Annotated in this window: 6 protein-coding genes; 2 read left to right on the forward strand and 4 right to left on the reverse strand. The window is 63.8% G+C overall.

Going from position 1 to position 14,123, the window contains the following annotated elements; translation table 11 throughout:
• Positions 1-238: 238 nt before the first annotated feature.
• Positions 239-5,050: an NEL-type E3 ubiquitin ligase domain-containing protein gene (locus C2H86_RS27405; protein ID WP_240349658.1), complete on the forward strand. Its 4,812-nt coding sequence runs from the start codon at positions 239-241 to the stop codon at positions 5,048-5,050.
• 7 nt (positions 5,051-5,057) lie between these two features.
• Here the strand turns inward: C2H86_RS27405 and C2H86_RS27410 are convergent, their stop codons facing one another.
• Positions 5,058-7,490: a UvrD-helicase domain-containing protein gene (locus C2H86_RS27410; protein WP_159410759.1), complete on the reverse strand. Its 2,433-nt coding sequence runs from the start codon at positions 7,488-7,490 to the stop codon at positions 5,058-5,060.
• 186 nt (positions 7,491-7,676) lie between these two features.
• Here C2H86_RS27410 and C2H86_RS27415 point away from each other — a divergent pair, with 186 nt between their 5' ends.
• Positions 7,677-8,375 carry a pirin family protein gene (locus tag C2H86_RS27415; protein ID WP_159410760.1) on the forward strand — a complete coding sequence of 233 codons (699 nt, stop codon included), beginning with the start codon at positions 7,677-7,679 and terminating at the stop codon, positions 8,373-8,375.
• A 37-nt stretch (positions 8,376-8,412) separates the two neighbouring features.
• Here the strand turns inward: C2H86_RS27415 and pgm are convergent, their stop codons facing one another.
• From pgm to C2H86_RS27430, 3 genes are all read right to left on the reverse strand, one after another.
• Complete coding sequence (gene pgm / locus C2H86_RS27420) at positions 8,413-10,050, reverse strand: phosphoglucomutase (alpha-D-glucose-1,6-bisphosphate-dependent) (protein WP_159410761.1); 1,638 nt, start codon at positions 10,048-10,050, stop codon at positions 8,413-8,415.
• An 86-nt stretch (positions 10,051-10,136) separates the two neighbouring features.
• Positions 10,137-12,398: an ATP-dependent DNA helicase gene (locus C2H86_RS27425; RefSeq protein WP_159410762.1), complete on the reverse strand. Its 2,262-nt coding sequence runs from the start codon at positions 12,396-12,398 to the stop codon at positions 10,137-10,139.
• Positions 12,395-14,044 (reverse strand): VRR-NUC domain-containing protein, encoded by a 1,650-nt coding sequence (locus C2H86_RS27430; RefSeq protein WP_159410763.1) that lies wholly within the window; start codon positions 14,042-14,044, stop codon positions 12,395-12,397. The genes C2H86_RS27425 and C2H86_RS27430 overlap by 4 nt, the downstream gene beginning before the upstream one ends.
• Between the last annotated feature and the right edge of the window lie 79 nt (positions 14,045-14,123).

A 14,123-nucleotide genomic window follows, 5' to 3' on the forward strand; every position in this document is an offset into this window, starting at 1 on the left:
ACGGCATGCCCACGCCATGCCGGACTCCACCATCCCCTAACAGCCCTGTCCACGCTGGCCTGCTACCGACCCTCGCGTGCACAGGACCGACCCTGACCCAACTAAGTACCACCTGCGCCTGGACCGAATGCGCTCGACTGAAGACTCCATACTCCAGAGTGCCAACAGCATGACGCAGACAGCTCCCCCCCTCCATCAGGCCCAGATCATCCGTGGCTTGCCCGCCTGGACCCAGACGATGCACCCTGACCACACTCGCCACATCGTGCGCAGCCTGCGCAAGGACTACCTGGATGAAAACGGTGTGCCCTACAGTTGGTATGCGGCCGCCTCCCCCGATGACCAGGCGCTACTGCGGCGCCTCATCGGCTATCGGGAAAACCAGCTCAAGGCCTTGCAGGGCGCACTGAAGGGGTTCCAGGACATCAGGACGTTCTGCAAGCCCCTGTTGAAAGAACAATTGAATCTGGATGTCGAGGTAGACAAGGCGCAATACGTCCAGCAACCGTACGAGATCTTCACCCCGTGGATGAACCCGCCTGGCCTGGAGTTCGAACTCGCCCCTCCGGTGGAACTCGAACCCACTAGCACGCGGCCCAAGGGACCAGCACAGAAGCGTTCCTTGCTGGAGGCAGCCCTGCACAACTTCGAAGGGCTCGATGAAGTGGGGCCTTACGACACGCTGGTCCTTGGCCCGCAAAACGATGCTGCACTACCCCGGCTCCAACCTTTGGCATTCGTGCGTCAATGCCGGGCACTGGACCTTGGGCAGAAGTACCAGAACCATCTGCAAGCCATTTACGAAGGCCCCAGAAGGGTTGAGATCGAACGTTTTTGGGGGCAGGCACAGCGCCAGGTGCTCAAAGTCCAGGTCATGATCGCCTGGCTGAAAGGTTTGCTGACGAAGGCAGGCCGCGAAGCACTGGTGGGGTTGTGCAACAACGAAAGCCAGCCGTACTACAACGATCGGCCTCTGCGCTGCTGGCGTTTCAGCCTGTTCGGCATCCCGATCCATGATGTGCTGTTAATGGGCTCTGATATTCCGGGCCAGGCAACCCCCTGCGTACTCTACATCCCCAATGACTCTGAACACCCGATAAGGGAGTTCAATTCATTGCAAGACGTCGGCGCGCACTTGCGCAGACGGTTGCTGCAAACCGAGTTCCGCCGTCGGCTGGTCAATAACGCCTACAAGAGCAGTCAGGTCGAGCTGAGCCACAAGCTCGAAGCCGCCCTGTTCGAAACAACCGACACGGGCGGGCGCAAGCCGCGAAAGCTCCCCCACATCCCTATCGTCCCCACACCGCTGGCATTGCCGATATGGCACGTCCTGTTCAACGACCACAAGCTGCGCCTCCTGGCTGACGCCAAAGCGATCGCCGTGCCTACCGCAGATGCCAACGCCGCGGCACGCCAGAAACGTCTCCAGCATTGGCTGGATTCCGGCATGAACCTGCTCAATGTCGCCGCCTTCTTTGTCCCGGGGCTGGATGTCGTCATGTCAGGCGTGTTCGCCTACCAGATCATGGACTCGGTGTTCACCGGCTTCGAAGCCTGGGAGGAAGGCGATACCCAAGAAGCGCTGGGTCAGCTTGAATCGCTGGCGGTCAATGCGGCGGTGATTGCCGGCTTCGCTGCCGGTACCTACGCACTCAAGGCGTCGGGCTTCGTTGATGCACTGGAAAGCGTGTGGAAGGATGGCCGCGAACAGCTGTGGAAACCCGACATGCGCTCATACGCCAGCAATGCAGCACTGCCTGCCGATGCGCAGGCCGATGCTTGGGGGCTGTACAGCGTCAACGGCAAGCGCCACGTACTGCTGGAGGGTCAGCTGTATGAAGCGTTCGAGAACACCGACCGGCAATGGTGTGTCCGCCACCCTGCCAGCACCGACGCCTACGCCCCCCCCCTGCGTTACCTGGGCGACAAGCGCTGGCAGTTGACCCATGACGACCCGCTCGGCTGGAACGATGAAAAGCTGCTGCACGCGCTTGGCACATTCAGCCAGGGCCTGCAGACAGTGGAGCAGCTCGCAGCCTTGCGTATTGCCGGGGACAGCGCTGATGTTCTGCGTTACCACCAGGTCAACGGCTCGCGCCCACCGGCCTTGCTGACCGATATCCTGCTGCGTCTGCAGTTGGACAACGATGCAACGGACATCATCAACCGGGTTCGGCATGGCCTGCCGCTTGCTGCCTACAAGAACTTGGCCCTTCCTGAACTGGTGAGCCTGCCAGACTGGCCGGCACGTTACAGGCTGAAGGTCTTCACCGGCGCCGAAAAATGGGGAGATGCCGCCTATTATGGTGCGCCGGACGCAGGTGACACGGTGCAGATCGAAATCGGCCGCGAGGACCTTGAACAAGGCCACCTGAGCATGGTCGTCCTGGCCGCAATGGATGAGGACGCAATCGAGCAGCTGCTACCTGGCATTGCTCCCGAACAACGGGCAAGGGCCTTGGACGAGCAATTGGCGAGCCGCCTGACAACGCGTCGCGTCGACGTCTTCGAGCGCTTGCTTGGAAGCCGGCGAACACCCTTGAGCATCGAAGCGCAGACCATCAGCCGCCAGTTTCCCGGTGTGCCCGACAGTGCCCTGCAAGCGCTCGTCGAACAGGCCAGCCACAGCGAACGCCAACGTTTGGCGGGAGGCCGCGTGCCCTTGCGCGTGGCGGAAGAAGCACGCCACCTGCAAGCCCGCACCCGCCTTGACCGCGCCGTGCTTGGTTTGTATCGAACAAGCCTGGCCAACTCCGACAGCCAAAAGCTGCGCCAGGCCCTGTTGGCCAAACATCCGCACGCGAACGATGCCCAACTGCTGGATTTCGCCGTTGCCGACCGATCGGGCTGTGCCACGCTGCTAGGCCAGCAGCCTATCAAGCCAGGCTGGCGTTCCCCCCTGCGCCTGGCCCATGGTCGCATCGGTTACCCGCTCAGTGGCCGAGGCAGTGTGGGTGCTGCTGAACATCGGCTCCGTTCGCTGTTCCCCTCGCTCAACGCCAGCCAGATCTCTGACTTGCGGGCCGAGCTGAGCAAAACGGGTGATCTGGGCGCTGCGGTCAAGGAGTTGCAAGCAGAATTGCAAACGCTTGACCGCGATCTGAAGAACTGGATCTGGGGCGCCACTGACGTGTTCGAGCGGCAGGATCGACAGCGCTGCGCCTCGCTGCTCGAAGAGGCTTGGCGACGGGAAGGCGCAAGTGATCGCGAAACGCTGGTGCTGGAGCGTATGCGCATACCCCGGATGCCTGCAGTTACCGCCCGTCTGCCCCATATCCGCGAACTCAAGCTGACGGGGTTGGAGCTGCAGCAACTGGATGCCCAATTCCTGTCCTGCTTTCCCAATCTGCAGGTGCTGGAAGTGACCCGCAACCCGGCGATCGATGCCCAGGGGCTGTTCGACGCGCTTGCATCGGTGCCCCGCCTGCGCAGCCTGGACTTGACTAGCAATGGCCTTGCCAGCCTCACACCCGCCGCGCAAAACGCACTGACGGCGATGCCCGACCTGCGCCAACTGAACCTGCGGCGCAACCAACTGACTCTGGATGAAACCACGCTGACCTTTCTCGCCAGTCGACCACTGGACATCCTGAGGCTGGGTAGCAACCGCATCACCCTCGATGAGAACCTCGCCAAGCGTTTTCAGGATCTGGTTCATCCTCAGCGACTGGACCTCAGCTTCAACCCACTGCAGCGTGCACCCGATGTCCGTTACATGGCCCGCCTCCAACATCTGGATCTTAACAACTGCGCATTACCCGCATGGCCCGAGGGCCTCACCACCTTGATGAGCCAGCCTCAATATCAGCTGCGCTTTCTGGACCTTTCATCCAACCGCATCCATCACATTGCAGACTTGTCGAACATCCTTCGCAGCCCCTATGCGCGTGATGTCAGCGCCCACCTGTCCGAGCGCCGCTGGCTATTCAACTACAACGGTCTGGAAGCCGAAACGCGCAGACGCCTGCTGGCCAGTGGCGTCAACGTCTTCGAGCACCCTCCCGAACGCCCCGAGTGGCAGGGGTTCTGGCGTGATTGGGCGAATACACAGCAAGAACAGCTGTGGACCGAACTGTTCGAACAGAGCGAAAACGGTGACCTGCAAGCCGTGTTGGAACGGCTGGTCAATTCAAAGGAAGCACAACGCGATCCGCAAGGATTGCGTGAAAGGGTCTGGGCGCTGCTGGAGCGGGCTCGTGAAAACTCCGCGCTGCGCGAGCGCCTTAACGAGGTTGCACAGTTGTACCCGCCCACCTGTGGTGACGCAGGCGCCGAAGCCTTCAGCGCCTTGGAAGTGGAGTTGCTGGCCAGTGATGCATTCGACCAGGCGCATGGCACCGCCAAACCACTGCTCGACCTGTACCGCCAACTGTATCGCCGGGAGAAGGTCAATGAACTGGCAGATCGCATCAGCTTCAGGCGAGGTCAGCGCAAGCAGGCCCTGCTGGACAACGTCATGGACGAAGAATTGCCGGCCTATGACCCGCTGGATGTGCCCACTGCCTTCCCCGATGTCGACCTGGAGACGGGCCTGGTCGACGATATTGAAGTCCGCCTGGCCTTGCGCCAGTCCCTGGCTCACACGCTCGACTTTCCCGAACCTAGCAGCGGCATGCTTTATCGTGACGCGGCGAGGATCAATCGGCAGATTATCGGCAACGTGGAGGCTGCCGTGCGCACGTTCGACGCCGACACCGATGCCCGGCAGCAGTGGACGTGCCAACAGCCAGTCTGGATCAATTACCTGAAAGTACGCTATGCCAGCCAGTTCGAGGCCATCACCGACTTCTGGCGCCCTGGCCTCGACTATCTGTTCTATTGCTGGGACGCAGACTACGAGCCTATCACCCATCTGGACAGCGCCATAACACGTGCACTGGCTCCGGTCATGCCAGCCCCTCCCCTGGACGAACACGGCGCGTTACGCCGCGTACCCCTCGGGCAGCAAGCGTTCGACAACGCCACGAGCGCATTGACGCACGAGCAACAGCAAGTGGAGGCCGGGTTGCTGCTCAGCCTTACCCGGCAATTGGAAGTCATCGACGCTTGAACGCGGCTCAATGGCCGCGCAGGTCTTCGAAGAAGGCCTGCCGGCCATCCACCTGGGCCGACGCGCGAGGCGCACCCGCCACCTCGCCGTTGGCGCTCTCGACATGCCAGTAGCAGTGCCTGACCGCCCGTGTCACCGCCACATAGGCCAGGCGTTGCACCTCTTCCTTCTGCGCCGTGTCGAACGGCTGCGCATCACCGGCTTTGCCCAACCCGGCCAGGCGATACACCTGGTTCTTGTACGGCGAACTGGTCAGGTACTGGCAATCACCAAGCATGAACACTGCATCGGCCTGCAGCCCTTTGGCGCTGTGGTAGGTCAGCTGGCGCAGGCGCCGTTGCTCGGCGGGCAGCAGGGCTTCGGCGTGCAGGACGCTTTGCAGGTGCTCGTTCATCAGGGCTTTGTCGCTGCCCTTGCGGTACAGCATCATCACCGATTCGCCGCGCTGGTAATGCTCGATCAGTGTCTCGCCCAGCGCCGCCTCATCACGGTCGAAGACCCGCACCGGAGATCCTCTCAGCTCGGCAGCCGGCCCGCTGGCCCACGCCTTCTTGCCGGCAATGGCTGGGGTGCCCTTGACCAGATGTTCGGCGGCATCGATCACCTGCTGCTGACAGCGGTAGTTGTCGACCAGCATCACCCGGGTGTTGGCCGGCGACGGGAAAGCCTTGGTGAACTCCATGAAGTACTTCGGCGAACTGCCCCGCCAGCCATAGATCGACTGCCAGTCGTCACCCACGCACATCAGCGAGGAATGCTGGGCATTGCGCCCGGTGTGCATGGCAGGGCCGCGGCGGCGGATTTCCGCGAGACTGGCACGCAGCCAGCTGACGATCTGCGGCGAGACGTCCTGGAACTCGTCGATCATCAGGTGCGCCAGTGGCCGCAGCAGCGGGTCGGGCAGCAGCTGCAGGTTCTCCGGGTTGTTCTCGCCGAACAGGGCGAACATGCGGTTGTAGCTCATCACCGGTGGCGACTGGTCGAGCAGGTGCGCTTCCAGGGCCTTCCAGTACAGGGCCAACGCCTCGAAGAACAGCGCGTCGGGATCGCCGGACGGAAAGCTCATGGCTGCCACGGCCGGATTCACTTCAAGGCCGAGGTTCTCGATGAAGTTGGCGGCGCCGACGAAGGCGTCGAGCAGCGGCGCTGGGGCCAGCTCGCCCTTGACCTTGTACTCGAAGCCGGGCCCGGCCACGGCATCGCCGGCCAGTGATGCGGCCAGGCGCCGGGCCATGGCGTAGTTGTCGAGCCAGATCAGCGGCTTGTCGCAGAACGCCTGCAGCAGAGTGCGCTTGACGGCCCACTCGGCACGCACCGCCAGCTTGGCGCCGGGGCGTTGGTACTGGGCGCTTTCCGCCGGGTCGAAGCCCAGCACCACCCAGGCTTCGAGGCCTTCCAGACGCCCGTGCACATGGAAGCGGCTACCACGGATCTCGACCGTTTCGCGGCAGGGCTCGATCCCCTTGATCGGCCAGGCGCCAGCGGCAAACCACAGGTCCTCGATCACGTCGCACAACTCTTCGTCACGCTGGGCGGCCAGCTGGGTGACCTGCACGCGTTTCTGCACATCCGGGTGGTCCGGGTCCAGCGGCTTGAGTTGCAGGGCCTCGCGGCGCAAGGTGGCGACGATCTCGGCAAAGCGCGGGCTGTCGCCGAGCAACTGGCTGTAGCACTGGTTGAGCTGTTGGCGCTGGGCATCGTTCAGGCGCAGGTCGAACGGGTTGCTCTCGGCTTCCGCCTCACGGCCGGCCGGCATCTCGTTGCCCAGGGTCTCGAACGCGCGCACCTGGCTGAAGCCCGGCAGGCTGCGCACCAACGGCAGGATCCGCGAATGGAAGGTGCGCACCAGCTCGCGGGCCTTGGCCGGTTGCAGGTCGAGCTGCCACAGGGCGAACACCTGCACCAGGCGCTTGATGAAATCCTTGCGTGACTCGCGGGTGAAGGTGACCACGGTCATCGCGTCCAGCTCGTAGCCCAGGTAGTGACGCAGCAGCAGGATGCGCAGTACCAGCGAGGTCGACTTGCCCGCCCCGGCGCCGGCCACCACGCAGGTGGACGGGGTGTCGCTGAAGATCAGCTTCCACTGCGCCGCGCTGGGCTGGGCCTCGGCGGGCAGGCGCTGGGCAACGTCGGCCTTGAAGCGCTTTTTCAGTTCGGCGCTCAACGGCAGGCGCCAATCGTCGAACAGGTTGTCGTCCTGCCTGGGCACAGCGCAGGTGTCAGGGCGTGCGTCGCGGATAACCAGCACCTGGCGCCCTGCCTCGTAACCAAGACACCAGGAGTCGCGGTGCTGCGCCTGCAGGCGGTTCAAGCCACGGCCCAGCAGGCGGGCGGCCAAGCGACGCAACCAAGGTAACTGGGCGGGCGGGGTCAGTTCGGCGGGGGCCTGGGGTTGCTCGTGGGCCACGGTCACTCCGTTGAAAATCAGATCAGCGGACATGTTCGCCGCATCTGCCGAAAATCACCAGCGAATGCTTTCAGATCAGTGGATTAGGCGATGAATCGCATAATCCACATCGCCACTATCTATCTATTTTAATGATCATAATCAGCCGATATTTACGCTTATTTTCGATCTATTTTTCACGCATCATGGCTCCATTCCACTGATTCAAGGAGCACGACCATGCTGCAACTGCGACCATTCGAAGGCCTCGGCCACGCCAACCACGGCTGGCTCGACGCCCACCACCACTTCTCGTTTGCCGAGTACTACGACCCGGCACGCATGCACTGGGGCAACCTGCGGGTCTGGAACGACGACCTGATTGCCGCAGGCAGCGGTTTCCCGCCTCACCCGCACCGCGACATGGAAATCATCACCTATGTGCGTGAAGGCGCCATTACTCACCAGGACAGCCTGGGCAACAAGGGCCGTACCGAAGCTGGCGACGTGCAGGTGATGAGTGCCGGTAGCGGCATCGTGCACAGCGAATACAACCTGGAAGAGGTCGATACCCGCATCTTCCAGATCTGGATCGTGCCGGAGAGGGTGGGCGATGCACCGTCGTGGGGGACCCGCCCGTTCCCGAAAGGTGAGCGTGGCGAAGGCTTCGTGACCCTGGCCAGTGGCCGCGCCGGAGATGAGGACAGCCTGCAGATCCGCACCGATGCACGGCTGGTTGCAGCAACGCTGCAGGCTGGCGAAACCGCCGAATACCGCTTCGATGCCGGGCGCCGGGGTTACCTGGTGCCGGCCAAGGGGCTGGTGGAAGTCAATGGACTGCGTGCCAAGGGCCGGGATGGCGTGGCGATCGAGGAAGAAGAAGTGCTGCGGGTGACCGCGATCGAAGACAGCGAGATTGTCCTGGTCGATGTTGCATAAGTGAAAGGGGGCTGCGCAGCAGCCCCGCTCAGTTCAATCAGGCAATCGCCGCATCCACCAGCACCTGCGCCTCTTCCACCAGGCGCTTGAGGTGAGCCTCGTCGACGAAGCTCTCGGCGTAGATCTTGTAGATGTCTTCCGTCCCCGAAGGCCGTGCGGCGAACCAGCCATTGGCCGTCATCACCTTCAAGCCACCAATCGCCTGGTCATTGCCGGGCGCCTTGCTGAGGATCTGCACAATCGGCTCACCGGCCAGCTCGGTGGACTTCACCTGCTCCGGCGCCAGCTTGCTCAGTGCGGCCTTCTGCCGGGCATCGGCCTTGGCCTCAACGCGGGTGGCGAACGGCTTGCCCAGCGCCGCAGTCAGGTCGTTGTAGGCCTGGCTCGGGTTGCGCCCGGTACGGGCAGTCATCTCGGCCGCCAGCAGCGCCGGAATCAGGCCGTCCTTGTCAGTCGCCCAGACCGTACCATCCTTGCGCAGGAACGAGGCGCCGGCGCTCTCTTCACCACCGAAACCGAGCGTGCCGTCAAACAGGCCCTGGGCAAAGTACTTGAAGCCCACCGGTACTTCGTAGAGCTCACGGCCCAGGCGCTCGGTGACGCGGTCGATCAGGCCGCTGGACACCACGGTCTTGCCCACTGCGGCGTCTGTGCGCCATTGCGGGCGATTGCGGTACAGGTAATCGATGGCCACGGCCAGGTAATTGTTCGGCTGCAGCAGGCCATCGGCGGTGACGATGCCGTGGCGGTCATGGTCCGGGTCACAGGCGAAGGCCACGTCGAAGCGCTCGCGCAGGCCGATCAGGCCTTGCATGGCGTAAGGCGAGGATGGGTCCATGCGGATCTGGCCGTCCCAGTCCACGCACATGAAGCGGAAGGTCGGGTCGACCTCGGTGTTCACCACTTCCAGGTTCAGCTGGTAGCGCTCGGCAATCGCCGACCAGTAGCGCACCCCTGCCCCGCCCAGCGGATCGACGCCCAGGCGCAGGTTGGCACCACGAATGACGTCGAAGTCGATGACGTTTTCCAGGTCGGCCACGTAGTGGGTCACGTAGTCATGGCGCTGGGTGGTGGCAGCTTGCAGCGCCTGGGCATGCTCCATGCGCTTGACCCCGGCAAGGTTCGCAGCCAGCAGTTCGTTGGCCTTGGCCTCGATCCACTTGGTCACGTCACTGTCGGCCGGGCCGCCGTTGGGCGGGTTGTACTTGAAACCCCCGCTCTGTGGCGGGTTGTGCGACGGGGTAATGACGATGCCATCGGCCAGGCCCTGGCTGCGGCCACGGTTGTAACAGAGGATGGCATGGGACACCGCCGGCGTCGGGGTGTATTCGTCGTCCTTGGAGAGCATCACCTGCACGCCATTGGCGGCCAGCACTTCCAGCGCACTGGCTGCGGCCGGCGCGGACAGCGCGTGGGTGTCGGCGCCGATGAACAGCGGGCCGTCGATGCCTTTTTCCTGGCGGTAAAGGCAGATAGCCTGGGTGATCGCCAGCACATGGTGCTCGTTGAAGCTCAGGTCGAACGAGCTGCCCCGGTGCCCCGAGGTGCCGAAGGCCACGCGCTGGGCCGCCACGGCAGCGTCGGGGCGGCCGGTGTAGTAGGCGGTGAGCAGGCGGGGAATATCGACCAGCACGCTGGCCGGAGCCGGCTTGCCTGCCAAAGGACTGAGCGTCATGCAAAAACCTCGAGTTCAGCGGATGTGGGTGTTGGAACACGCAGTGTACTGGGAGTTGCAATGCCGTGCGATGGGGCCACCGTGGATTATTTAGCGGCCACCTGCCACCACGCGGGGAACATCTGCTGCACCCGTTGTTCTGCGAACCGTTCGTCGATCAGCACCAGCACGCCGCGGTCCTGGTCGCCACGAATGACCCGCCCGGCGGCCTGGATGACCTTGCGTACGCCGGGGTACAGGTAGGCGTAGTCGAAGCCGGCGCCAAACTGCCGGCCCAGGCGCTGCTTGAATTGTTCGTTGACCGGGTTGACCTGGGGCAGGCCGAGGGTTGCGACGAAAGCTCCGATCAGCCGCGTGCCAGGCAAATCGACCCCTTCGCCGAACGCCCCGCCGAGCACGGCAAAGCCCACCCCCTGCCCGTCCGCCACGAAGCGATCAAGAAACGCCTGGCGCGCGCTTTCGTCCATGCCTGGTGCCTGGGCCCACAGCGGGATGCCAGGATGATGCTCGGCGAGCAGGCTGGCCACCTGCTGGAGGTAGTCGAAGCTGCTGAAGAACGCCAGATAGTTACCTGGCTGACGCTGGTACTGCTCGGCAATCAGCGCGGTGATCGGTGCCAGTGAAGCCTGGCGTTCGCGATAGCGAGTCGAGACCTGACTGGCAATGCGCACCTCAAGCTGCTCGGCACGGAACGGCGCCGCCACTTCCAGCCAAGCGGTATCAGCCGGCATACCAAGCAGGTCGGTGTAGAAAGGCCTCGGGCTCAAGGTGGCGGAAAACAGCGTCACACTGCGCGCTGCCTGCATGCGCGGGGCAAGCAGCCGGGCTGGAGTGACATTGCGCAGGCACAGACTGGCCAGGCGCCGCTTGCGCGGGCCTTCGCGCAGGCTGACGTCAAACAGGAAATGCTCGTCGAACAGTTCGGCTACACGGCTGAACTGCAGCGCCTGGTAGAAGAACTGCAGGACCTGGGCATCGACCTCGGCAGGTGTTTCATTCATGCGCTCCTGGATCAATCCGATGCATTGCTGCAGGGCACGCAGAAAGGCCTCCGGCAACTGATCGCTGGCCTGATACGGCACGTGCTGGTCCTTGTACAGCGCGTTCCACTGCCGATTGAGCCGGTCCAGGGCACTGCCGAGCCCCTGCGGCTTGCTCTGGCGCAAGGCAAGCAACTGGCCCTGGTCGAGGCTGGCGCTGTACATGCCGCGCCCGCGTTCGACCAGGTTGTGCGCCTCGTCTACCAGCACCGCGACCCGCCACTGGTTGAGCTGGGTCAGGCTGAACAGCATGGCGTGGGCGTCGAAATAGTAGTTGTAGTCGGCCACCAGCACGTCCACCCAACGGGCCATTTCCTGGCCGAGGTAGTACGGGCAGACCTGGTGCGCCAGCGCCACCTCGCGCAAGCCGGCGCGGTCAAGCATAGGCCGCAAGGCCGCCGCTGCCCGTGCAGCGGGCAAGCGATCGTAGAAACCTTTGGCCAACGGGCAGGACTCGCCGTGGCAGGCTTTGTCCGGGTATTCACAGGCCTTGTCGCGGGCGATCAGTTCAAGGGTGCGCAAAGCCGGCTGCGGCGTGCCCGCGCTGATCTGGCCCAGCGCGTCCAGTGCCAGCGCCCGCCCCGGCGTCTTGGCCGTGAGGAAAAACACCTTGTCCAGTCGCTGCGGGACCATGGCCTTGAGCAGCGGGAACAAGGTGCCGAGCGTCTTGCCAATGCCGGTGCTGGCCTGGGCCATCAGGCAGCGCCCGGTACTGACCGCCTTGTACAAGGTTTCAGCCAGTTGCCGCTGCCCCTGGCGAAACTCCGGGTAAGGAAAGCCCAGAGCCTGCAACCCCTGGTCGCGCTCGGCAAGGCGCTGTTGCTGGGCCTGGGCCCAGGCGAGAAACCGCTGGCACTGCGTTTCAAAGAAGTCCTGCAATTCATCGGCGCGAAAATGCTCGCTGATCAGTGTCTGGCTGTCGTTGTCGACATCCAGATAGACCAACGCCACCTCGACGGCCGGCAGCTGCCGCGCCTGGCTCAGCAGCCAGGCATAGACCTTGGCCTGGGCCCAATGCAGCTGGCGGTGATTGGCAGGCTGGCGTGCCAGGTCGCCGCGGTAGGTCTTGATCTCTTCCAGGCGGTTGGCGGCCGGGTCATAGCCATCGGCACGCCCTCGCACCAGCAAGCCCTGGTACTTGCCCTCGAGGGCGACTTCCGCTTCATAGCCTGCGGCGCGCCGAGCGACCACACGGCGGTGCCCTTCGATACCTTCCTGCGCCGTGGGTGAAGGGGTGAAGCGCAAGTCCAGGTCACCGACCTTGGCGCTGAACTCACACAACGCCCGCACCGCCACGCGGTAGCTCACTGTGACTCGCTCCAGCGTACATGGCAGACCGCCACCGGCAAGCCATGCTCGGCACAGAACTCCAGCCAACGAAGCTGGTTGTCCTGCAGGCGGTCACCCGGGCCCTTGACCTCGATCATCCGGTAGCGCTGTTGCTCCGGCCAGAACTGGATCAGGTCGGGCATGCCAGCGCGGTTGTTGCGGATATCCTGCAACAGGCGCAGGAAGCACTGTTTCAGGTGCTCGGCGGGCAGGCACGCCAGCGCCTGATCGAGCAACGCTTCGCTGAGCATGGGCCAGAACACGAACGGCGATTGCAGGCCTTGCTTGGCTGTGTAGCAATCGAGGATGGCCTGACGATGGGAGCCCTCGTCCAGGCGGCCCAGGCAGGCCGCGAACGGTGCCGCACGCCGTTGCTGGAAATCGCTGTCATGCAAGTCCTGGGGCGCCGCCTGGAACGGGTTGAAGAAGGCACCTGGAACCGGGGCAAAAATCGCCTCCCAGCACAGCAGACCGAACAGGCTGTTGAACAGGGTGTTTTCCACGTAATGCGCCTGCCCTCCCGCTTGCGCCAGGTATTGGCGCACGGCCTCCTCGACACCCAGCGCTGCCTGCTCGCGCGGCAACTCCAGTTCGATCAGCTCCAGGGCGGGTGCGCGCCGGCGGCGCTGCACAGGCCCGCCGAGCTTGCGTGCCAGCCGCGGCAGCATGCGTTCCAGGGCTTGCACTTCCAAGGCGTTGGCCGGTGCGGCCGCCAGCTCCAGGGCCAATGCGTGGGCCTGCTGCCAACGCTCGCTGCGCTCGTATACGCGCACCTGGCGGATACGCGCTTGCGCATGGCTGCTACGGGCATAAACTGCCAGGGCCTGGTCCCAGGCACCCAGGCGCTCGCACTGCTGGCCAACGGCGAACAGCAGCCGCCCATGGCGCCGGGCGAGCCATGGGTTGTCGATACTCAGGCCTGCCAGTGTCGCCAGGATCGATGCAGGGTCCTCACCCTGTTCCAGGCGCTCGGCACACTGGTGCAGCGCCATGGCCTGGTCGACCTCGGTGCGCAGCTGCAGGGCACGCGAGTCGGGGCTGAACGGTACCTGCTCGAAACGCAGCAGGCCCAGGTCAGCCAGCACGAAGTCCGACCAGTCCTGGTACAGGTTGCCGAAAAACAACAGGCGCATGCGATCGCACAGCGGCTGCAGGCACCATTGCACGATACCCACCGGGGCCTGGGCGAACCACTCGCGCAAGGGCCTGGGGGCCATCACCAGGGGCCGCAGTTGCTCCAGCAGGTCGCCCTTGGCCGCCCGCGGACGGCTCAACTGCCCGGCAAACCCGAGGGCGAGTTCATCCTTGCGCAACAGCGCGAACAGCTGCTCAAGGCTCAGGGTCTCGGGCTCGCGCACCCAGCCCAATGCCAACAGCGGTTGCAGGGCCGCCATGCTGTCACCGATTTCGGCATAGTCCAGACGGTCACAGCGAAACAGCTCGCCTTTGCGCATCACCATGCGCACCATCAGCGCCTGGGCCGGCTGCGCCAGCTCGGCAAAGGCATGGAGAAAGGCCAGCTCCTGCTCTTCGAGCAGGTCGGCATAACGTGACTCGACCCACAGCAGCACCTGGCGGAAGTTGTGCAAGTAATACAGCGGGTCATCGACGGAGTGGGCGATCACAGGACGGGGTCGGGCAAAAAGAGTGAGCACTGTTTATACATACAGATAGAGCACCCAGGCAAGCACCAGGGTTCATTCC

Source organism: Pseudomonas putida (assembly GCF_009883635.2).
GTDB classification, from domain to species: domain Bacteria; phylum Pseudomonadota; class Gammaproteobacteria; order Pseudomonadales; family Pseudomonadaceae; genus Aquipseudomonas; species Aquipseudomonas putida_W.

Bases quoted from the DNA above. Each gene is read 5' to 3' on its own strand.
- pgm (WP_159410761.1), bottom strand. From the start codon at position 10,050: ATGACGCTCAGTCCTTTGGCAGGCAAGCCGGCTCCGGCCAGCGTGCTG.
- C2H86_RS27415 (WP_159410760.1), top strand. From the start codon at position 7,677: ATGCTGCAACTGCGACCATTCGAAGGCCTCGGCCACGCCAACCACGGC.
- C2H86_RS27410 (WP_159410759.1), bottom strand. From the start codon at position 7,490: ATGTCCGCTGATCTGATTTTCAACGGAGTGACCGTGGCCCACGAGCAA.
- C2H86_RS27405 (WP_240349658.1), top strand. From the start codon at position 239: ATGCACCCTGACCACACTCGCCACATCGTGCGCAGCCTGCGCAAGGAC.